We start from the raw sequence: 20,128 nt of genomic DNA on the forward strand, positions 1-20,128 counted from the left end.
GCCCGTAGCCATGCGTAATTTCCTGATAAAATTAAGAGTATGGTTTCCGCCACCGCTGATCTTAGTACTATTCCTCGTCGCGGATACGTTGACGCTGAGCCAGCGTTTTTCTTTCGGCGCGGTGAATACCGCGTTAAGCGTATTGCTGGCGGTTGTCAGCCTGGCGATGATACTTCATACCGCGTGGCAGATGCGGATGAAACGTACGACGCTCAACCCGCTTCATGCAGAAAAATCGACCACGCTTGTTACCAGCGGATGTTACGCCTGGAGCCGCAACCCGATCTACCTTGGTATGAGTGGACTCCAGTTGGCCTTTGCTCTCTGTGTCGGGAGCATTGCCGGGATACTGGCTGTACCGCTGTTTATGCTGGTAGTTGCCAGATTGCATATCGATTTTGAAGAGGAACAACTGCGAAAACATTTCGGGCTGGAATGGGAACATTATGAACGGCAAGTTCGTCGTTGGTTATAGTAATACCCGGTGATCTCGAATATAGCTATTGCCAATGGGAAAAGTGATGCAAGCGCTCCGCTGTGTCTGTGATGGCGTGTGTGGAAGCACTGACCACATACAAATGGGTAGGCTTTGTGACGACACGATTCGTGCGTAATTGAAACCGGGTGATGCAAAAATAGGCGTTTGATTCGCAAGGCCATTGACGCGTCGCCCGGTTAGTTTTAACCTTCTACCCCGTGCTCACATTCGTGGACATGTCCTTTTCAGGGCCGATATAGCTCAGTTGGTAGAGCAGCGCATTCGTAATGCGAAGGTCGTAGGTTCGACTCCTATTATCGGCACCATTTCAAACTCTTCCCAAGTCTACCTAAATCAACGCAAAGCCCGTATGTTGTGGCTCCTGGCCCATATCTATCTGCTGTTATCAACCGGAATCAAGTTATTGTTGGGGGGCATAAGTGGGGGCACTATCGTAGGTTGCATCATTTTAAATGCGTTTAAAATTTTAAATGTATCAGGGAGTTTTTGATTTTTTTATCCTTTTGATTTTTCTATATTTTAAAGGTGACAGTCGATAATTATTTGAAAACACCCTTGTGAACGTCTGTTGAGAGTCAAAACCATACTTAAAAGCGATTTCTATAATCGATTCATTGGTTTCAACAAGATCCCTGGCCGCAAGTCTGAGTTTTTTATCTCTAATATATTTACCAAGACTAACGTCTTTAACCTGCATGAAAACCCGCTGAAGATGCCACTTCGAGTATCCTGCTCGCGCTGCAACATCCTCGATCTTCAGCGGTTTGTGTATGTTTAAATCAATCCATTGGATTATCTCATCGATGATGTCTTCTGTTCTGAACATAAGTTGACGCTCATTATGAAAGGTTTATGACACCATCCTTCTCAGGATATTGATAATTTATTTATAAATTGCTGCAACACCGTGCAAACGATTGTTCCCTGTGATTGACAGAATTTTGAATGATGTTGCACCTTGTTCATCAGCCTTGCGAGAAAGCTCATTCGATAAATCATTAAGTGTATAGGCATTGCTGGTTGAGACTACGCCAATCTTTTGTTTACCATCTGTATGATTAATATGCTGGGCTGCAGATGCAACATTCATTGAAATAAATCCGATGAGGAATGTCGTCACAAATAGTGTTTTCATATTGCGTACCTCTTCTGAGTAAATTTTTTACCAGACCTGAGAACAGAAGGAATTTCTGCTGGTTCTCACAAATAAATATACGGTTCTAAGCTGTCATAAAACTGACAGCCATATGACAAAATTGTCAGGTTTTTAGATGGTTAACTTGTTTTGAATACAGGTTTCTCTGTTGATAATGCACGCAGGTTCCTTACCGCGAGGTGTCCATATCTAAAAAAAGTCACGGGGTGATGGGCCAATTTAATGGTAGTGTTCATGACGAAAAGTAATATTTTTAGGTGCCGCGGTAACGCGTATTTTCATGACAAAACTTCTGATAACACAGACTTATTTCTAGTATGAACAGAATATCAATTATCGCTATTGTCAGTAATGAGGCTAAAATGATGGTGCCTGTGAACATCCATCATGGTCCTCTTTGGGGGAATGCTTTAATAAGGAAATAGCCAATGCTTAGAGAAAACTTCAACGAACTGCAAATCTTTCTTGTGGTAGCAAGGGAGAGAAGTTTTACCAAAGCTGCTGGCAAACTTGGTGTTTCTCAGTCAGCACTTAGCCATGCGATAAAAGCGCTGGAGGAAAGGTTAAACATCCGCCTTTTAACCCGAACCACCCGAAGCGTTGCCCCCACAGAAGCAGGTGAGAGAATTATTGCCTGTCTTGAACCGCGTATTGCCGATCTTGAGCAGGAGCTGGAATCGCTCGTGCAACTTAACGGTATTGCCTCCGGCAATATCCGTTTATCCGCCGGGGAACATGCTGCGCGAAGTCTTGTATGGCCGAAGCTAAAACCTTTCCTCAGGGAATACCCGGAAATCAATGTCGAACTGGTTGTTGATAATGGTTTTGTCGATATTGTTGAAGGGCGTTTTGATGCCGGAATTCGTCTGGGCGAGAGCGTGGCTAAAGACATGGTCGCTGTGAGGATCGGACCGGATATGCGAATGGCAGTGGTTGGCGCACCGTCATATTTCGCCGCTAACCCTGCTCCTGAAACACCACACGAATTACAAAATCATCGCTGCATCAATATGCGTCTGCCGACTGCCGGTGGGCTTTACCACTGGGAGTTCGAGAAGGAAGGGAAACCGTTACGGGTCAGAGTTGAAGGGCAGGTGACCTTTAATCTACTGGCAGAAAGGATCGATGCTGTTTTATCTGGTTTTGGTATCGCTTGTGTTCCTGAGGATATGGTTGAGGATTATATAAAGTCAGGAGAACTTATTCTGGTTCTGCAGGAGTGGTGTCCTTCATTCCCCGGTTATTACCTTTATTATCCCAGCCGCAAACAGCATCCACCCGCTTTTGCGCTGATGATAGATGCGCTTCGGTACTCTGAATAGCGGGTCCGTAATTCACGGTGGACCCGCTTAAGTTTTAACGGCCTACACGAGCCTGATGCTCAGGTGAGTAGCGCGCGCCGACGATTTTGATTGTTTCAAGCGCCTGTGTTACCTGAAATAAATCATCCTGCGAAAGAATAAGGTCAGCAGCTCCCAGGTTTTCCTCCAACCGGTGCAGTTTGGTTGTACCCGGAATAGGAACAATCCACGGTTTTTGTGCCAGTAACCATGCCAACGCGATTTGCGCAGACGTTACACCTTTCTCGGCAGCCAGTTCACCCAATAAATAGACCAGCTTTTCATTGGCTTCAATCGCTTGCTCGGCGAAGCGCGGCACGGTGCTGCGGTAATCATCCTTCCCAAAAGTCGTTCCTGACTTAATCGAGCCTGTCAGGAATCCTTTGCCTAATGGGCTGAATGGCACAAAACCAATGCCCAATTCCTCCAGCAACGGCAGGATCTCCTGTTCAGGCTCGCGCCACCACATGGAGTATTCGCTTTGCAGGGCAGTGACAGGATGTACAGCATGCGCACGGCGAATGGTTTGTGCTCCCGCTTCGGACAGACCGAAATGTTTGACCTTCCCTTCTGCTATCAGGTCTTTTACCGTTCCGGCAACACCTTCAATTGGAACATCAGGATCGACACGGTGCTGGTACAGCAAATCAATAACGTCTGTCTTGAGACGGCGTAATGATCCTTCAACAGCTTCACGGATATGCTCTGGACGGCTGTTTAAAATCTGCTGCTTGTTGTCATCTCCAAAGGTAAAACCAAATTTAGTTGCGATAACCACGCGGTCGCGAAAGGGTTTTAAGGCTTCGCCGACAACGTCTTCATTCAGAAATGGACCATACACTTCAGCGGTGTCGAAGAAAGTAACGCCACGTTCAACCGCTGCGCGAATGAGTTCGATAGCCTGACGGGTATCTGTCGCCGGGCCGTAGCCGTGGCTGAGTCCCATGCAACCGAGCCCAAGCGCTGACACTTCTAACCCGGATTTACCCAGATAACGTTTTTGCATTTAATGAATACCTCTTTTATCGCGGCTTAAACATCAAGTTTGCGGCCAGTCAGCCATTCCACCATTGCTGGATCGCGGTGTGAGAAGAATGCGCTGGTTGCGGTGTCAAGGGCGGCAATCTGCAGCATATCCTCAGTAGTGAGTTCAAAATCGAGAATGTTGATGTTCTCTTCCATACGTTCTTTTCGTACTGATTTAGCCAGCGAAACGATGCCTCGCTGGAAGATCCACCGCAGAACAACCTGGCCTACGCTTTTGCCGTACTTATGACCAATCGCCGTTAATACGGGATGCTGGAACAGACCATTTTTACCTTCAGCAAACGGAGCCCAGGCTTCCGGTTGAATCCCACGGCTTTGCATCCAGGCAACGGCATGCAGTTGCTGGTTGAAGGGGTTAACTTCAATCTGGTTTACTGCGGGGACAACGCTGTTGAAGGCGATAAGGTCGGCCAGTCTGTCAGGATGGAAGTTACTGACGCCAATGGCGCGAATTTTGCCTGCCTGTTGCAGTTCTTCCATGGCACGCCAGGCACCATGGACATCACCGTAAGGCTGGTGAATCAGGTACAGGTCAACGTAGTCCAGTTGCAGCCGGTTCAATGAACGCTCAAACTGAGCTTTAGCACCTGCGTAATTGGTATCCTGTAGCCAAAGCTTGGTTGTTACAAAGAGCTCGCTACGAGTGACACCGGTCTGTTTCAGTGCGTTCCCAACCTGGGTTTCATTCTGGTATGAAGCAGCGGTATCGATCAGGCGGTATCCCGTATTGATTGCATCAATAACGGCACGCTCGCATTCGGCGGCATCCGTCATCTGAAACACACCAAAACCCAGCAGGGGCATTTCGATACCATTGTTCAGTTTTACAGTTTGCATGACGTTATCTCTCAGCTGTTGTCCGGGAAAAGCATAACGCAAACTGATTTATTCGATTAGATAGGGTAATTAGCTAGGGTTTATTAGATATGTTCATTAATCTTGTGGATATATGACAATAGGCTTAGTACAGGAGCGGAAGTCACTTCTGTCGATATGTGTTGTTAATGGTGAGTAATTAATGCATCGTGACGAAGTGTTATGATCAAAATGTTCTGTACATAAATTGAAAAAAACGATGGTAAATAAAATACTGGTAAGTGCCTGCCTGATGGGGTTAAAAGTCCGTTATAACGGAAGTGAGAAAGCACAGGTGACGGCTCAACTTGCTCGCTGGCAAGAAGAACAACGTCTGGTAATTCACTGCCCCGAAATGGCTGCCGGGTTGCCTGTGCCACGCCCACCGGCAGAGATTATTTCTGCTTGCGGCACAGATGTGATGCAAGGGCGAGCCAGCATAATAGAGAACACGGGGCGAGATGTTACGGAACAATATCGACTCGCAGCCTGGCTGGCATTGCGCACGGCACTGGAATCTGGTTGCACCGCTGCGTTGTTAACTGACGGCAGTCCAACATGTGGTGTCGAGTTTATTTATGACGGCTCTTTCAGTGGCCAGCGTAAATCAGGTATGGGAGTTGCGGCATCGCTACTCTCAGAGCATGGTATAAAAGTATTTTCAGATACACAGGTTGTGGAGCTTATTTCCTGGATTAAGGACAGAGATTTTGAGTTAGCGTCCGCTTCCCGCTCTTAACGGGTATCATCCGTCTTAATTCAGACCGCTTCGTGCCAATCTGTGAATGAGAAGATGATCTTGTTCAGTTTGAAAATCCTGATTACTCTGGCGGGGCTAATACTTTTAGTTTAAACGAGGCAAGATTGATTTTTTTCAAAAGTAAAGGCTGTTAAATGTAGGGCTACTCCTCCCATTGAGTCAAACTTATGACGAATTTACCTTACGAAACTTTCCTGGAAGCAGATGGTCCACTGGGCCCCCTTAAAGGCACTTTACTCAGTTCTTCTCCAAATCCTGAGAATATTATTTTGATCGTTCCTGGCTCAGGACCCACTGATCGTGAGGGCAATAATCCGCTTGGCGTCAATGCCGGGACTTACCGACTTCTTGCGGAAGGGTTGGCTAAAAAAGGCAGAGCGGTGTTAAGAATTGATAAACGTGGCATGTTTGGCAGTTCATCAGCAGTTATGGATGCGAACTCGGTAGTCTTGAAAGATTATGTCGACGATATTCGGTCGTGGTTGAACATTCTGAACCGCCGATTCAATACAAAATGTGTTTGGCTCCTTGGACATAGCGAAGGTGGGATAGTTACACTAGCTTCAGCTCAGGAAAATCAGATCTCTGGCATAATCCTGGTCGCAACACCATCACGCCCCCTGAGCGAAGTTTTGCGGCATCAGTTCAAAACAAATCTAGAGGACGCGACTCTTCAAACGCTGGGGGGTAAAGTTATCGATGCGCTTGAACAGGGCCAATATATCGATGTTGAAAATATGCCCCCCGTATTACAAAGTATATTCAATCCTTCAGTTCAGGGATTTCTTATAGACCTTTTTACATACAACCCGAGCCAAATGATAGAGGCTGTAACTAAACCGATATTGATCTTACAAGGAGAACGAGATATTCAGGTGGATAAAAACAACGCAGGAGAACTTGCAGCAGCAAACCCTGGAGCAACTGTTGTAATGTTTCCTGATACAAATCACGTATTAAAGCCGGTTACTTCAGATAACAGGCAAGAAAATATTGCTGCTTATACAGACCCATCACTTCCTCTTGCGCCCGGTATAGTTGATGCCATTTCTCAATTTTTGTCTAAAAATGCAGGCAACATTAGCCCTGAATAAGGATATGCAGCCCTGGGAAATTGCACAAGTTTTCAGATTCGAGCGGGTTGGGCGACTACCCACCCCGATATGTATGATTAAACTATGCCTGATGTTATTAGCGCAACGCAGTTTCTCGCTCACAGCAGATAGCCTGATTTGAAAGTCTCACAACTGAGATCAGACTACTTCAAACCAGAGAAAATCTTTATAAATAGGATATTCGTTCTGCGCCTTCATCACTGGAGGCTCAATATTTTCTCGTGCTACTGCAGTTTTTTCTCTTTCAGGAACTGGCTTACTAAATCCGCGATCTGAACATTATTCAGATCAGAAAACGGGAAGTGAGTATTGCCTTTGATCCCTATCTCCGGAAGGTGCGTAACCGTCACATCCCCGCCGTGTTTGTTCACCACGTTGCGCCACTCACGAGCCATTGCCAGGCGTACTCGCCAGCTGTCCTGCGCGGGCATCGCCACGGGTTTATCCGGTATGTTATCGCCGTAAATAATCAGAATCGGGATTTTAGTCAGTGCCATAAACTGTTCCATTGGAACAGGTTCACCTTTCAGCGTGTCGAAAGCACTTGGCATTGGTGCCGGTAATTCTTTCTCCGGAAAAACAAAACTGCTGCCTGGCTCAAAGGCGATAATGGCTTTGACCTTGTCGTTTTTCATCGCGGTATACCAGCCTGGCCCGCCACCCTGAGAGTGGGTGAAGAGGATAGCCGGACCGGATTTATCCACTACTGCGGACATCGCATCAGAAATTACATTGATATCAAACGGCCCTGTATTCGGAGTCATCTGACGGAAATACTGATTCAGTGCCTCTTTGTCGTGAGAGAACTGAACGCCTTTAAAATACTCAGGCCACACGCCAACACGGAACTGATTAAACCACATCTGCTCATCGGGTTTTGGCGTGACAGTACCTTCTACTGTAGAGCGCCCGGCGCTGCCCCGACGCGGTTGATCGACAAGATAAGTAGAGAACCCACGGCGCAGGAATATATTCTGAAACCCTTCGCGACCGTCCGGTGTACTTTCCCAGGTACGGGAAAACTGACCTGCGCCGTGCAGCATGACAATAGGGTATTTATGCGGATTTTCCGGAATTTGGTAGAAAACAGACGCATGATCACCATGATAAGTTTGACCAGCAGAATCCAGTGGTTTTTTCGCGTTAAATGTACCTGGTGCTGCGATGATAGCGCCGCCAGCAGAAAAGCTTCCTTGTTCCTGAATGATTAATGGCTCTGCATACACCGACTGAACCGCCAGACCACCCGCTATCACGCTGATGGCCAGCGCTTTTAAGATTGTCTTCAAGATTACATCCTCTGTTATGTTTGCAGCTTAATAATATCTGAGTTGGCCCTGGCGATAATTTCGTTCCGATGATTACCCTTATTTGTCCTGTTCATGAATACGAACGATTAGCTACGTATTGTCTCTAACCAGTTGGTTACCATCTCTGTGGTTCTCCGCTCCTGATCGCATTCAATGACCAACGGTTTTTCCCGGCGCGCGGTTGGGGCAAGTTTTGCAAGGATGCCGTCGCTGTCCCCTTTACCGTAACCGCCGTGGGTGATAAAGGGGATGAGTAATTTTCCCTCGAGGTTATGGCTGCTCAGAAAGGTTTGTACTATGGGTGGCACACTGGTGCTCCAGACGGGAAAGCCTAAATACACGGCCTCATAACGTTCGATATCTGCGACGCTATTTTTTAATGCCGGTTTAATTCCCCGGGCCCGTTCATTTTTTGCTTGTTCAACGGTCTGAAAATAGTCTTCCGGATAAGGTTTCTCCGGCTCGATTGTAAACAGATCGGTATTCAGGCTTCGGTGAATGATACCCGCAACCACCCGTGTGTTCCCGCTACGAGAAAAGTACGCTACCAGAATGCGGCTATTGCCCCGCACGTTTGCGTTTCCAGTTGCCGCTGAAGCCAGAGAAACGTTCGCCAGTGTGAGCCCGGCAAGCGCTGTAAGTAACATTCTTCGGGTGGAATCATGCTCCATAACTCACTCCTCTGTTTGCTTGCCACCGCCCATTCCAATGCTTCTTCAACGTGAATGGCTGCAGCATTTTCGCCATATTCACGCCGAAACTGCACCAGCGGGTGCAGCATTTGCCGAGAGATTAAAACCAAAGGTCAGCAGTATCGCTGTCCAGGAAGAAAACGTAGAGAAGGGCAGAAACAGTGCGGGGTAAGGTAAATATCGAGTCATGCAAAGCGTCCTTATCAAGGATGGGAAAGATAGCCTGCGATGATTCTAAAGAGTGGGACATGTCTTCAGGCTGACGACCCCCTGACATCTGTGTCAGTTAATCTTATTTCTGGCTCTGTCCCGGGGGGAGCGTGGCTGAATGCGTTATCCGGCTGCATTGCAAACGTGACACCAAATGTGTTGATACCGTCCTCACTACGCGCAAAGACGTCCCCCTGGTGCATAATGGCGACGGCACGTACGATTGATAAACCCAGCCCGTGATGGGTATCGCTCCTGGCCCTGGAAGTATCGACGCGATATAAACGTTCAAAAAGCCGATGTAAATGTTCCGGCGCAATGGGAGCACCCGGGTTAGAAACTTCAACGCAGGCGTGATTATTCGTTTCGCTCAACCGAACGGTAACCGTGCTGTTGGATGGCGAATGTCTTGCGCTGTTTTCCAGTAAATTTGCAAGTGAACGGTGGAACAGCCGTCGGTCGATATGCGCGGTGACGTCACCTTCAATATCAAGGGAAAGCTGTTTTTCAGCAAAGGAAGGCTCTACATACTCCGCTGTTTTAAGGGTCTCTTGACGTAGGGAAACCTGCATAAGCTGGGAAGCGTGTTCACCCGCGTGAGCATGTGACAAAAAAAGCATGTCGTTTACGATCGACGTCATACGCTCAAGCTCTTCGAGATTCGAACCTAAAAGCTCTTCCAACTCATCATGCGAACGTCGACGTGACAACCCCAGTTGCGTCTGGCCAATCAGGTTGGTCAGCGGCGTACGAAGTTCATGGGCTACATCAGCGTTAAAACTTTCAAGCTGTCGCCAGGCTACCTGCTGCCGTTCCAGCACCCCGTTAAATGATGAAGCGAGTTGCTGCAATTCTTTTGGTAGTGCTTTGGTATCAAGGCGTTGGCCGTGGTCTCCCGGAGCGAGCTGCTGTGCTTGTTTACTGAGTGCGCCTAGCGGACGTAGGCCGATCCTTGAGACCATATAACCCAGCAGCGCTACAATAAACACCCCCAGAGCGGCAATAATCAGCAGGGTGCGCGTGAATGCATCAAGCGTGCCCATATACGGAGTGGAGTCGATGGCAACCACATAGCGCAACTCAGGTCTTTCGCCGTTGGCGGGGATTGTTTTTACCAACAAATGAAGTGAGCATGCCCCTTCGGATGCGCCGGGCATTTTATTAAACCCCTCCCGTAAAGAAGACCACTGGATCCCAGTCGGCGGTGTTCCGCCTACGCTAAAATGTGGGTTATCACTCACTACCCAGTAGCGAACAAGTTCGCCTTCTGAATTGGTTAACATGTTGAATTTACTGGCAAGCGTAGACCAGCCGTCAAGAGAGGTTCGCGCAGTGATCCACGGGCTCATTAATGATTCACGAAACAGTAGCTCGTTGTGTATCTGTTTTTGCAATGAGTCATGCAGCGAGCTTCGTAGTGTTATACCGATAACGGAGAGAATCAGCAGAGCGGATAACGCAAACATCAGTGCCAGATGGACGGATATGGAGCGCTTAAGCATGCTTATCCTCTTCATTTATTCTGGCCTGACTTCGAGAACGTATCCCATACCACGTACGGTATGTAGTAATTTTATGCCGAACGGAGCATCAACTTTGGCCCGCAGACGTTTAATAGCAACTTCAACCACGTTGGCATCGCTATCAAAATTCATGTCCCATATCTGCTCAGCAATCATCATCTTTGACAGAATTTCCCCCTGATGACGGGCCAGAAGGCTCAACAGGGAAAACTCTTTCGCGGTCAGTTCCAGTCGCGTTCCTGCACGAAACACACGGCGAGCCAGTAGATCAAGATGCAGATCGTAGATCTGAAGTTGGGTGATGTCGGCTCCATCCGTTGACCGGCGACGTACCAGCGCCTGAATACGCGCCACCAATTCAATGAGTGAGAAGGGCTTAGGAAGATAATCATCAGCACCAAGTCGAAGCCCTTTAACGCGCTCGTCGACCGACCCTCGAGCAGATAACATTAACACGGGGGTCTGTTTACTAGCCCGTACGCCCTCGAGTACCCGGTAGCCATCCATCCCCGGCAACATCACATCAAGAATTATCGCGTCGTAGTCGAACTCCAGCGCGTAATGGAGGCCTTCTGCACCATCTGCTGAGACATCCACCGTAAATCCAGACTCGCCCAGCGCACGGCTGAGGTAGGTAGATGTTTTTTCTTCGTCTTCTACTAAAAGTAACCTCATCCTGTTTCCTCCATTCGCTGTCCGTTCAGCAGCCGCACCCGGGGGATGGTAATTATTCAGCCCCAACAGCTGGCTGACATTTTTCTGACATTTCTGTCAGTTACAGATTCGGTCTTAAGTGACAATGCCAGTCAGTCTGACTGTTTCATAAGCTTGATTAGTGCTTATCCGCGTGTACATCTAAGACTAACGATGTCGGGATGAAAGATAATTACACACATTAAATAGGCGCTATGAACGAAACTCATAAACCGGACAGGGGCATGTAATCGTTATTTTTACCTGAAAGGGATGTTGAATGCTGTGTTTGTAGCGGCATAAATTTACTGTGCCGCTACAATTTCTGCGATAGCAAAAGTCAGATTGCTGATTGGCGCTAGCGAGGTTGCTGCTGGGTAGTGCAGTGAATGCCACCGCCACCTGCCGCGATGCCGTCGATATTGAGTTGAATAATTTCACGTTCAGCAAACAACTCCTGCAAAATATCGCGAGTATTGCGGTCAGTGCGTTTATCGCCAAATTCCGGTGCAATAATCGCACCGTTGCAGACATAGAAATTGATATAACCTGCGGCGAAATCATTGCTTGCGTAGGCTGGACGGATAGCGGAAGGGCCTTCCAGCGTGATCACCTTCAGGCGCCGTCCTTTTGCATCCGTTGCGGCGCGCAAGATTTCCAGATGACGTCTGGTTACGGCGTAATCAAATGAGGACTGATCCTGCTCGAGTCCAGCCACCACCGTACCTGGGTGAGTGAATCTGGCATAAAAGTCCGTATGTCCGTCGGTAATATCTTTCCCGGCAATGCCGGGTAACCAGATGATTTTTTCCAGCCCTAGCAGGTGCTTCAGCTCTCTTTCACACTCGGCTTTGCTGACGCCGGGGTTACGATTCGGGTTAATAACACAGCTCTCGGTGATAATCGCCGTGCCTTCGCCGTCGACCTCAATCCCACCACCTTCCAGCACCAGTGATGAGCGAATAAACGCGGCCCTAGTGTAATCTGTAACGAATTCTGCCACTTCAGCATCTCGAGCGTGCTCTTGCTTATCACCCCAGCCGTTGAAGTTAAACCCAATGCCTCCGTGCTCCCCGCTAGAATTATTCACAAACACTGGTCCGGTGTCGCGGATCCACAGATCGTCAATCGGATGAATCAACAGGTTGACCGTCGACCCGCACAGCTGTGCTGCCAGGTCGCTGTCCTCTTCGCGTACCAGCATATTCACTGGCTCAAATGCGGCGATGGTTTTTGCGATTGTCGCCAGATTTTCCCTAACCACTGGTAGCAGATGAGGTTCCCAGATATTCGCACTGGCGCCAAACGCCATCCAGGTTGCCGCATGAGGTGCGCCTTCATCCGGCATTTGCCATCGGCGGCGTTCTGCAGCACTGGCTAATTTACTGTAGCTGCAGCCCATCATACTGGCGAGTAACATACTCGTTGAAGTTACCAGACTCTGCTTGACGAACGAACGTCTTGTCATCATGGGAAACCCTTTGTGATTATTCACCCAATATACGGTGAACAGAATAATAATAGATGGTAAATAACACGAGTATATTATTAATAATATAGGTGATATGAAAACCTGAGCGGAATATAACACAGGTGTTATAACTTGCAATTGCTCTGTTTTATATAATGAGAAAAAATGGATGATATTAAAATTTCTCAACTATATATTTATATATAATTTATATTTATTCGCTGTATTTGTCTTGTCAGTAGAGTAACCGCGCCGTCTGACAGCGGGTTGCTGAGCAGACTGTGATCTGCCCGAATGTTCCGCAGGTTCCGGGGTGGATTTTCAAATAACTTTTTGCCGGTAGACTATAGTAAAGATGGCCATTATTTCTCATCATGAATAACCATGGGCGGGGACGGAAATGAAGAAGATACTGATGCTGGTCGGAGATTATGTCGAAGATTACGAAACTATGGTTCCTTTTCAGGCGCTAAAAATGTTAGGTCATCAGGTTGACGCTGTCTGTCCAGATAAAAGCCTGGGGGATTATGTTCAGACCGCCATTCATGATTTTGATGGGGCACAGACGTACAGCGAGAAACCAGGGCACCGTTTTACCCTGAATGCGAATTTTACTGATGCGCGGGCAACAGATTATGATGCATTACTGATCCCCGGAGGACGTGCCCCCGAGTATTTACGACTGAACCCTGATGTCATTCAACTGGTGCAAGACTTTAACGCGGCGGGTAAACCTATTGCCGCCGTATGTCACGGCCCTCAGATTCTGGCTGCAGCAGGGGTGTTAGAAAACCGTACATGCAGCGCCTATCCAGCTTGTGCGCCGGAGATTCGGTTGAGCGGTGGACATTACGCAGATATCGGGATTGACCAGGCATACGTCGATGGCAATCTGGTTACGGCACCTGCATGGCCTGCGCATCCTGAGTGGCTGGCTAAATTTGTCGAAGTATTATCGAAGTAAGAGGCCCGTTGAGTAGAAAGTCGGTATAACCTGTTCGGCTATACCGATTGGGGCATCATGATTGTTTATAAATGAGGCACCAATATATGCAGGTGCCTTTTCTCTGGTGAAGGAGCAGAAATCGGAATACGACGAGACAAAAATTACCGAATCGCATTTTGAACGAGTTTTTCGAGTTTTTTTAGTGTGTTAACCGATGCCGTATCAAGACCATGGACTTGTAGACTTTCCATTGGGTGATAGCTTACTAAAACCCGTCCATCTTGCTGCTGGCTAATCAGAACCCGAAACGGTAGATCAAGAGCCAGATCAGGATGTGCAAGCATTAATGGTGTCCCTGCTAAAGGGGTTCCAAAGACAAGCACTGTTGTCGGTGGCATTGTTAACTGGACACTCTGGGCTGCTTTTACGTGGTCAAATTCACCAAATAACACCAGGTTATTGCGGTTAATTGCGTTTATTAAATGTTCTCTTGTTTGCGGATAGTTATAAGCACTAAAATTTTTTTGCATAGTGTCAGCGTTATTATTTTCAGCATATCCTGTTATTGTTGCAGAGATATATAGAACCAATAATATGAGGCCTTTTTTGATAAAATGTTGCATTATTACCTCCATAAGTCAGAGTGCGAAAAAATTTTTGCAGATACTAACTTTTTCTCTGACTCTCTCTTTTGACGATACACTTTGCTGAGTGCACCATTACGATAAATCCTGCGGCTAGCATTATTGTATCTTTCAGTACTAGTCGGCCGGCACCAGAAAGATAAGGGAACCCTGTATGGGCATCAGCACCATGCACCCACGTTTCTGGCGTAAATATCAGGAATGTTAACGTTACAAAAGGTGTCAGGAACGCCATGGTCGCTCCCCAGAATCCAGCTTTTGGCGAAATGTAATGAGACAGAATGAGCAATGCAAATATTACTTCTATGACGCCTAATCCAGTTGAGTATCCGTAGGTATTGTTTGCATTATGCCAGGCACGATGAGCTTCGACTAATTCGCCTTCATGATTCATAAACTGTGCATAGTTCATGGGATCATTGTAAAAGAATGACATAAATGGGCTGTTAGCAACAAAGGGGACTATGCTGTCTGCCTCATAAGGTATAAATTTCAATAAACCAATCCACATAAATACAATGGCAATGGAAATACGACACAGGTTAACGCCTATGTTTTCTTTTGTTGAAATATATTTGTAGATATTATTGAGCATTGGATTTTCCTTTTGGGTATTAAACACAATCCTTTATATCAGTAGTTCACGAGCAGACCCTGTTCTGACGTCCATGCTTTTTGTTCAGGAGTCTTTTTTATAAATTAACGTACTTGACCTCACATTTTGAATGTTATTTTAATGTTGCAATAAAGTAAATTATAATCGAGAGTGGAAATTGGATATGGCGGCTTGTGTTGATAGATGTCGTTCAAAATGAGGGTAATTAGACTGATAACTTTAAATTCTCGTTATGTAATGAAGAGATTAATGTATTAATTTATTTTATATTTCTTCAGTATCTGCTGTGCTATCTGTACCAATACAAGAGTGTTGGTCTTCACTAACTTACATAATAGATTAATATGGTTTAATATTCTTGGGTGTGAAATCCTGTTTTTGATAAGCTATTGTTTATTATAAGCTCAGTAAAAGTAGTAAATACTATTTTAAGAATTTTCTCTCTGTAATAAATTGTGTATACTCGATCCTGCAAGAAGCTCTTCCGTTATCATTAAAACAATAAATCTGTCCTTAACACCCGTATTGCCTCTACTCTGTATCTCTTCTCAGGGTAGAGGTTTTTTTTACGTCTATGCAATAAAATATTCACTACACGGGTAAGCATTATTATGGCTAATATGATGATTAGCGACGTAAGTTTATAATGCTGCGATATTTTCTGTGTACAGATATATTAAGGCTCAATAGTACCAGCGCGTTTCTATTTGAAGGTGAATTGTTTTGTTGTGGTCTTATATACAGGGGTATAATAAAGATGGGCTTATAATTTCCTTGTTTTCAGTGTGATAGGCATTTTTAACCATTAAAATAAATGTGACTTTGTTCACGGATTTTAATTCATTAAGTGGGTATTCCTAGATTAGTGCAACAGCGTTGCACTTTGCTTTTGAAAATTTGCTCATTGAAAAATATAAAATGATTTGTTTTGAACATAGCATTTGTTGTCGAAATCCCCACAAATAGGCGCTCAGGGATAGGCACTGTTTTTTACTCTCCGGGTTTATCTGGCTCGCGCTGCATGCAGGTCTCCTCTCGCAGTACCTCGTAAATAATACATTAAAGGATGTCCCACAATGGATATTGTTGAACGCTTTATTAACTACACCAAAATCAATACAACGACTTCAAGGGAAAACGGTGCAAACGGGATAATGCCTTCTTCCCCTGGTCAGATGGTGCTGGCAAAGCTGCTTGCAGCAGAGCTTGAAGCATTAGGAATGGAAAACATCGAGGTTAGAGATACTGCTATCGTGACGGCAACATTGCCAGGGAATACTGACGACAGCGTTCCAGTTGTCTCTTTCTTTGGTCATCTGGATACCAGTGCAGAACAGACCGCGAATACGAATGCACAACGTCTCCCCTACAGTGGCGGCGATTTGTGTCTGAACAAAGAGCTGAATATTTATCTTCGTGAAAGTGAATTCCCTGAACTGAAAAATTATATCGGTGATGACCTTCTCGTGACAGATGGAACCAGTCTTTTGGGAGCGGATGATAAAGCCGCTATCGCGGCTATTATGAATGCGCTGCAGTACCTTGTTGAACATCCAGAAATTAAGCATGGCACTGTGAAAGTCGGTTTTGTGCCTGATGAGGAGCAAGGCTTACGGGGGGCAAAAGCCTTTGATGTTTCGGCATTTGGTGCTGACTTTGGCTATACCCTGGATTGCTGTGGAATTGGTGAGTTTGTTTATGAAAACTGGAATGCAGGCGATGCAGAAATTATCTTTACCGGTCAGTCTGCACACCCTATGTCAGCCAAAGGCAAGCTTAAAAACTCTCTGCTGATGGCCCATAAGTTCATTTCTATGCTCCCAGGAGGAGAAGCGCCTGAATATACGGAAGGGCGTGAAGGTTATTATTGGGTGAAACAACTACAAGGCAACAGTGCCCGCACGGTGCTCAAGCTGGATATTCGTGATTTCAGTGAAGAAGGCTATCAGGCACGGATGGAATTTATTCGGCAACTTGCACAGAGCACCAATATGCTTTGGGGTGAAAATAGCGTGGTCTGCCACTTATCCGATCGCTATGCGAATGTTTTTAATAGTCTGCAGGGCAATGCTCACTACCCCATTGATATTGCTCTACGCGCCTATCAGAAATGTGGTATTACACCGGCACCGGTAGCTATGCGTGGCGGCTATGATGGTGCGGTTCTCTCTCAGAAAGGATTGCCTTGTCCGAATATTTTTACCGGTGCCCATAATTTTCATTCAATTTATGAATACCTGCCGGTACGTTCTCTGCGCGCTGCCAGTGATGTCGTTGTGGCAGTCATTGAGGAAACCTTTGCTGAGTTCGCGGAGCGGAGAACTCAGTCATGATTCAGGTACTTATTGCCCTTTTGGTTATTGTTGTCGTCGCCCGTCTGATCCTGAAAGGTTATCGCGCTGAGCCGGTGTTATTCATTGCGGGTTTGGTGTTGATGATTTGTACCGGATTGACTGGATGGGGGGCCGTATTGCCGAAAGGGGTTGCCGGTACGGGAATTTCATTTCTCGATCCTTTCGAAGTTATGCGCGATCTTTTCAGTACGCGCGCTGCCGATCTTGGTCTGATGATTATGGCGTTAATGGGATTTGCGCATTACATGGATCATATCGGGGCGAATGAAGCAGTGGTGTGTGTAGTAACGAAACCATTACGGGCGCTGCGGTCGCCATATATTTTACTTTTTTTCTCCTACCTGCTTGCCAGCCTTCTTCAATTGGCCATCCCTTCAGCCACCGGACTCGCGGTGTTACTGATGGGGACGATGTTCCCTATTATGCTGGGATTAGGGCTCTCCGCGGCCTCTGCTGCGGGAGTGATTGCGACCTCGCTTGGTGTGGCGTACACCCCAACGGCGATAGATGCCATCAGGGGATCTAAGGCCGTTAATATGGATGTGGTGGAATATGTTGTCTACCATCAAGGGCCTGCTGCGCTTGCAACCGTTTTGGTCGTGGGGGTCTGTCATTTCTTCTGGCAGCGGCATTGCGATCGTAAAGCGGGGACTTTACCACGGGAAATAGGTACCGCTGAGGTTACCGACTCAGGAAAAGCACCGGCTTTTTATGCGCTGCTCCCCATGCTGCCGATATTGATGGCGGTAGGTTCATCCGCAATGTTTGTCAGTGGCATTAACCTGAACATTATCACCATCGTGCTCATTTCCATGGCCATTTGTATGCTGATAGAGTGGTTACGGACCCGTGATTTAAAGTCAGTATGCGAAGGATTCAGCCACTTTTTGAAAGGAATGGGAACCGCGTTTACCGGTGTGGTCGGTCTGCTGGTTGCTGCGGGGGTATTCGCACATGGTATTAAGGTCATTGGTGCGATTGATCAGTTAATTCTGATGGCAGAACACGTTGGATTACCACCATTTGCAATGGCGGTTGTGTTTGCACTGGTGACGCTTGCTGCCGCGATCATTATGGGGTCAGGTAATGCGCCTTTCCTGGCGTTTGTTGAGCTTATTCCTCAAATTGCTGCAAGTATGGGGGCTAATGCTGTTGCGATGATCCTGCCTATGCAGCAGGCATCTCATATGGGGCGGGCTATTTCACCTGTATCCGGCGTGGTGATTGCTGTTTCAAGTGGTGCGAAGATCACCCCTTTCGATGTAGTTAAACGTACCGCTGTGCCGTTAATTGTAGGCTTTATCACGCATACCCTGATTATCGGTATCTTCTATTAATCGCTCCTGCTAAAAGAACCCTTCCGGCTTGTAGAACGCGGAAGGGGGTTTTTGGGGCCAGAACAGGAACCTTAACTCATCATTTTTATGAATAAAGGGAAATTTATATCTTTAATATTATTGATGCCTCTATATTAAATTTCATTTAAAGCCCATCCTGATCATTTTATGACTTCTGTCGTAAAGGTATGCAATAAAATGATTTCATCAGGAGACTTAATGTCTGCGTGAGGGGTGGCTGATCGTTTTCTGAGCGTTGCTGGTGGGATATGTCAGGAAAACTTCCGCTAATGAGCGGTTTTTGAGTTTTTATGATAGTTGGGTCCACAATATTTCGTGGTATTAATTGCCTTTGAGTATTATTAGTTTTCATCTTTATCGTATTCTTCTTATTATTTTTTACCATTTCATAAAAAGATGAAAGGTTAAGAAATGTAATATGTTATTTATGTGGTTTTTTTACATGGAAATAAATTAATCTGGATCATATTTTGGTGGTTTCAATTGTAGTATTTTTTTAAATGGAGTAATACAGGATTTAAATGTAATGATGATTTGTGTAGGTGGGTTTTAAGTGGTAAGTGATTCAGGAAAAGTCAGTCAGTTGAGACATAATTATCAGGATGAGCTTGAAACGTTTACCTGGAGTGCGTTAGTCGCAATAGGCATCGCAATAATGGATAATAGAATTTACTCTAAAATGTCAGAGCATATTTTTATTATGAACTGGTTGGCAATTGCAAAAAAGAGGAAGCTCTTTCCAAAGAGTATCGCTAATGAACTGCAATGGCTGATTGATGAAGGAAAGAAAAAAAGTCTCAATGCGCAACTTAAATTTAAAATAGAATACTTATATTCTACATCGAGTAGCGATGTGACAATACAGAATTACTATTTTAAATTTACCCATGCTATTGAAGTGTTGCGAAACAATGGGTGGGAGAGTTTTCTGCTCACCCCAGGGAAGTGGCGTGATCTGGATGATAAAATTAAAGTTAGAAACGGCAATTTTATCTTTATGGATGATGCTCGGCTACAAGAATGCTTTGGTATTCAGGGTGAGATCTTAAAGCCATTCTGTGTCCGGGTTTATGGTGATGTTGAGTTCGCTAAATCACTTTTCATCAAAAATAACCTTCCGGTTGAGTTTGTGAAACACACTTCAAATGAGTTTTATTACTTTCAGTTTCTTTTAGATGAATAAGGTTTCACTAACGAATACATACTTAATATTTTTAGAGCGGAGAATGTCTTTTTATCTGAATATAAAAATATCGACTATAAATCACGAGTAAAGGACCAAGTGATGTTTACGCGAAAGTTAGTGATTACTGATGAATGGGTAAAGTTATCTGATATTCCTGCCAATGTGTCTATATCCTTTAGGGGGATTATTGAAATATGTGAAAGCACATCGGTCCCGGATGATAATACACCCTTGTTGAGATTTGAGAATGAGATGGCACCGATCGCTGTTGATTCGTTATCCTGGCTAAGGGTTCCACCAGGCAGTCCGGGAAGTGTTATCGTCTATATTCTCTGATTCTGACATCACCTTCG

At 45.8% G+C, this 20,128-nt stretch carries 20 protein-coding genes, 1 tRNA gene and 1 pseudogene; 10 read left to right on the forward strand and 12 right to left on the reverse strand.

From position 1 onward, the window contains the following. Positions 1-10: 10 nt before the first annotated feature. On the forward strand, positions 11-475 hold the full coding sequence (locus tag OH663_RS12675; RefSeq protein WP_200013306.1) for a methyltransferase family protein: 465 nt from the start codon (positions 11-13) through the stop codon (positions 473-475). Between the two features lie 253 nt (positions 476-728). After that, positions 729-804 (forward strand) — tRNA-Thr (locus tag OH663_RS12680). 170 nt (positions 805-974) lie between these two features. Here OH663_RS12680 and OH663_RS12685 read toward each other — a convergent pair. Both OH663_RS12685 and OH663_RS12690 read right to left on the reverse strand, forming a co-directional pair. Next, a complete protein-coding gene (locus OH663_RS12685; RefSeq protein ID WP_200013307.1) occupies positions 975-1,325 on the reverse strand; it encodes a helix-turn-helix domain-containing protein in 351 nt (116 codons plus the stop codon). Positions 1,326-1,382: 57 nt separating this feature from the next. Beyond that, positions 1,383-1,634 (reverse strand): YdgH/BhsA/McbA family protein, encoded by a 252-nt coding sequence (locus OH663_RS12690; protein WP_045440279.1) that lies wholly within the window; start codon positions 1,632-1,634, stop codon positions 1,383-1,385. A gap of 449 nt (positions 1,635-2,083) precedes the next feature. On the opposite strand from OH663_RS12690, the gene OH663_RS12695 reads away from it, so the two are divergent. Beyond that, complete coding sequence (locus OH663_RS12695; protein ID WP_045440282.1) at positions 2,084-2,977, forward strand: LysR family transcriptional regulator; 894 nt, start codon at positions 2,084-2,086, stop codon at positions 2,975-2,977. Positions 2,978-3,011: 34 nt separating this feature from the next. Here OH663_RS12695 and OH663_RS12700 read toward each other — a convergent pair whose 3' ends face one another. Continuing rightward, on the reverse strand, positions 3,012-4,001 hold the full coding sequence (locus OH663_RS12700; protein WP_200013308.1) for an aldo/keto reductase: 990 nt from the start codon (positions 3,999-4,001) through the stop codon (positions 3,012-3,014). A gap of 26 nt (positions 4,002-4,027) precedes the next feature. Continuing rightward, complete coding sequence (locus OH663_RS12705; RefSeq protein WP_200013309.1) at positions 4,028-4,879, reverse strand: aldo/keto reductase; 852 nt, start codon at positions 4,877-4,879, stop codon at positions 4,028-4,030. A 238-nt stretch (positions 4,880-5,117) separates the two neighbouring features. On the opposite strand from OH663_RS12705, the gene OH663_RS12710 reads away from it, so the two are divergent. The 3 genes and pseudogenes from OH663_RS12710 (at position 5,118) to OH663_RS12715 (ending at position 6,751) form a co-directional block, all read left to right on the forward strand. After that, the gene (locus tag OH663_RS12710) at positions 5,118-5,636 is read left to right on the forward strand and encodes a 2-thiouracil desulfurase family protein (RefSeq protein ID WP_045440287.1); all 519 of its coding nucleotides are present in this window, start codon (positions 5,118-5,120) and stop codon (positions 5,634-5,636) included. A gap of 62 nt (positions 5,637-5,698) precedes the next feature. Continuing rightward, positions 5,699-5,791: pseudogene (locus OH663_RS26090) on the forward strand (hypothetical protein); the annotation flags it as partial. A 33-nt stretch (positions 5,792-5,824) separates the two neighbouring features. Next, positions 5,825-6,751: an alpha/beta hydrolase gene (locus tag OH663_RS12715; protein ID WP_200013310.1), complete on the forward strand. Its 927-nt coding sequence runs from the start codon at positions 5,825-5,827 to the stop codon at positions 6,749-6,751. Between the two features lie 245 nt (positions 6,752-6,996). On the opposite strand, the gene OH663_RS12720 is transcribed toward OH663_RS12715, so the two are convergent. From OH663_RS12720 to OH663_RS12745, 6 genes are all read right to left on the reverse strand, one after another. Continuing rightward, positions 6,997-8,061, reverse strand: a complete 1,065-nt coding sequence (locus OH663_RS12720; RefSeq protein WP_048221992.1) for an alpha/beta hydrolase — start codon at positions 8,059-8,061, stop codon at positions 6,997-6,999. Positions 8,062-8,168: 107 nt separating this feature from the next. After that, on the reverse strand, positions 8,169-8,753 hold the full coding sequence (locus OH663_RS12725) for a flavodoxin (protein ID WP_045440295.1): 585 nt from the start codon (positions 8,751-8,753) through the stop codon (positions 8,169-8,171). Between the two features lie 78 nt (positions 8,754-8,831). After that, the gene (locus OH663_RS12730) at positions 8,832-8,963 is read right to left on the reverse strand and encodes a hypothetical protein (RefSeq protein ID WP_255351235.1); all 132 of its coding nucleotides are present in this window, start codon (positions 8,961-8,963) and stop codon (positions 8,832-8,834) included. Positions 8,964-9,028: 65 nt separating this feature from the next. Beyond that, positions 9,029-10,486, reverse strand: a complete 1,458-nt coding sequence (locus tag OH663_RS12735) for a heavy metal sensor histidine kinase (protein WP_045440298.1) — start codon at positions 10,484-10,486, stop codon at positions 9,029-9,031. Positions 10,487-10,501: 15 nt separating this feature from the next. Beyond that, the gene (locus OH663_RS12740; RefSeq protein ID WP_045440301.1) at positions 10,502-11,182 is read right to left on the reverse strand and encodes a heavy metal response regulator transcription factor; all 681 of its coding nucleotides are present in this window, start codon (positions 11,180-11,182) and stop codon (positions 10,502-10,504) included. 376 nt (positions 11,183-11,558) lie between these two features. Next, a complete protein-coding gene (locus tag OH663_RS12745) occupies positions 11,559-12,671 on the reverse strand; it encodes an agmatine deiminase family protein (protein ID WP_200013311.1) in 1,113 nt (370 codons plus the stop codon). Positions 12,672-13,071: 400 nt separating this feature from the next. Between OH663_RS12745 and OH663_RS12750 the strand changes: the two genes are divergently transcribed. Then, positions 13,072-13,635 (forward strand): DJ-1/PfpI family protein, encoded by a 564-nt coding sequence (locus tag OH663_RS12750; RefSeq protein WP_200013312.1) that lies wholly within the window; start codon positions 13,072-13,074, stop codon positions 13,633-13,635. Between the two features lie 143 nt (positions 13,636-13,778). Here OH663_RS12750 and OH663_RS12755 read toward each other — a convergent pair whose 3' ends face one another. Further along, complete coding sequence (locus tag OH663_RS12755) at positions 13,779-14,240, reverse strand: DUF302 domain-containing protein (protein WP_233633580.1); 462 nt, start codon at positions 14,238-14,240, stop codon at positions 13,779-13,781. A gap of 43 nt (positions 14,241-14,283) precedes the next feature. Then, positions 14,284-14,856 carry a reactive chlorine resistance membrane protein RclC gene (rclC, locus tag OH663_RS12760; protein WP_263525768.1) on the reverse strand — a complete coding sequence of 191 codons (573 nt, stop codon included), beginning with the start codon at positions 14,854-14,856 and terminating at the stop codon, positions 14,284-14,286. A gap of 1,097 nt (positions 14,857-15,953) precedes the next feature. Here rclC and pepT point away from each other — a divergent pair. The 3 genes from pepT (at position 15,954) to OH663_RS12775 (ending at position 19,772) form a co-directional block, all read left to right on the forward strand. Next, positions 15,954-17,210 carry a peptidase T gene (pepT, locus tag OH663_RS12765; protein WP_045440314.1) on the forward strand — a complete coding sequence of 419 codons (1,257 nt, stop codon included), beginning with the start codon at positions 15,954-15,956 and terminating at the stop codon, positions 17,208-17,210. Next, positions 17,207-18,568 carry a C4-dicarboxylate transporter DcuC gene (gene dcuC / locus OH663_RS12770; RefSeq protein ID WP_200012102.1) on the forward strand — a complete coding sequence of 454 codons (1,362 nt, stop codon included), beginning with the start codon at positions 17,207-17,209 and terminating at the stop codon, positions 18,566-18,568. Before pepT ends, dcuC begins: the two co-directional genes overlap by 4 nt. 574 nt (positions 18,569-19,142) lie before the next feature. Beyond that, positions 19,143-19,772 (forward strand): DUF2913 family protein, encoded by a 630-nt coding sequence (locus OH663_RS12775; protein ID WP_048221986.1) that lies wholly within the window; start codon positions 19,143-19,145, stop codon positions 19,770-19,772. The last annotated feature ends 356 nt before the right edge of the window (positions 19,773-20,128 follow it).

The organism is Citrobacter sp. Marseille-Q5395 (genome assembly GCF_947057495.1).
Taxonomy (GTDB): Bacteria; Pseudomonadota; Gammaproteobacteria; order Enterobacterales; family Enterobacteriaceae; genus Citrobacter; species Citrobacter murliniae.

Excerpts from the sequence above, each read along its gene's own strand:
- OH663_RS12675 (WP_200013306.1), top strand. The coding sequence starts at position 11 with ATGCGTAATTTCCTGATAAAATTAAGAGTATGGTTTCCGCCACCGCTG.
- OH663_RS12685 (WP_200013307.1), bottom strand. The coding sequence starts at position 1,325 with ATGTTCAGAACAGAAGACATCATCGATGAGATAATCCAATGGATTGAT.
- OH663_RS12690 (WP_045440279.1), bottom strand. The coding sequence starts at position 1,634 with ATGAAAACACTATTTGTGACGACATTCCTCATCGGATTTATTTCAATG.
- OH663_RS12695 (WP_045440282.1), top strand. The coding sequence starts at position 2,084 with ATGCTTAGAGAAAACTTCAACGAACTGCAAATCTTTCTTGTGGTAGCA.
- OH663_RS12700 (WP_200013308.1), bottom strand. The coding sequence starts at position 4,001 with ATGCAAAAACGTTATCTGGGTAAATCCGGGTTAGAAGTGTCAGCGCTT.
- OH663_RS12705 (WP_200013309.1), bottom strand. The coding sequence starts at position 4,879 with ATGCAAACTGTAAAACTGAACAATGGTATCGAAATGCCCCTGCTGGGT.
- OH663_RS12710 (WP_045440287.1), top strand. The coding sequence starts at position 5,118 with ATGGTAAATAAAATACTGGTAAGTGCCTGCCTGATGGGGTTAAAAGTC.
- OH663_RS12715 (WP_200013310.1), top strand. The coding sequence starts at position 5,825 with ATGACGAATTTACCTTACGAAACTTTCCTGGAAGCAGATGGTCCACTG.
- OH663_RS12725 (WP_045440295.1), bottom strand. The coding sequence starts at position 8,753 with ATGGAGCATGATTCCACCCGAAGAATGTTACTTACAGCGCTTGCCGGG.
- OH663_RS12730 (WP_255351235.1), bottom strand. The coding sequence starts at position 8,963 with ATGACTCGATATTTACCTTACCCCGCACTGTTTCTGCCCTTCTCTACG.
- OH663_RS12735 (WP_045440298.1), bottom strand. The coding sequence starts at position 10,486 with ATGCTTAAGCGCTCCATATCCGTCCATCTGGCACTGATGTTTGCGTTA.
- OH663_RS12740 (WP_045440301.1), bottom strand. The coding sequence starts at position 11,182 with ATGAGGTTACTTTTAGTAGAAGACGAAGAAAAAACATCTACCTACCTC.
- OH663_RS12745 (WP_200013311.1), bottom strand. The coding sequence starts at position 12,671 with ATGATGACAAGACGTTCGTTCGTCAAGCAGAGTCTGGTAACTTCAACG.
- OH663_RS12750 (WP_200013312.1), top strand. The coding sequence starts at position 13,072 with ATGAAGAAGATACTGATGCTGGTCGGAGATTATGTCGAAGATTACGAA.
- OH663_RS12755 (WP_233633580.1), bottom strand. The coding sequence starts at position 14,240 with ATGCAACATTTTATCAAAAAAGGCCTCATATTATTGGTTCTATATATC.
- rclC (WP_263525768.1), bottom strand. The coding sequence starts at position 14,856 with ATGCTCAATAATATCTACAAATATATTTCAACAAAAGAAAACATAGGC.
- pepT (WP_045440314.1), top strand. The coding sequence starts at position 15,954 with ATGGATATTGTTGAACGCTTTATTAACTACACCAAAATCAATACAACG.
- dcuC (WP_200012102.1), top strand. The coding sequence starts at position 17,207 with ATGATTCAGGTACTTATTGCCCTTTTGGTTATTGTTGTCGTCGCCCGT.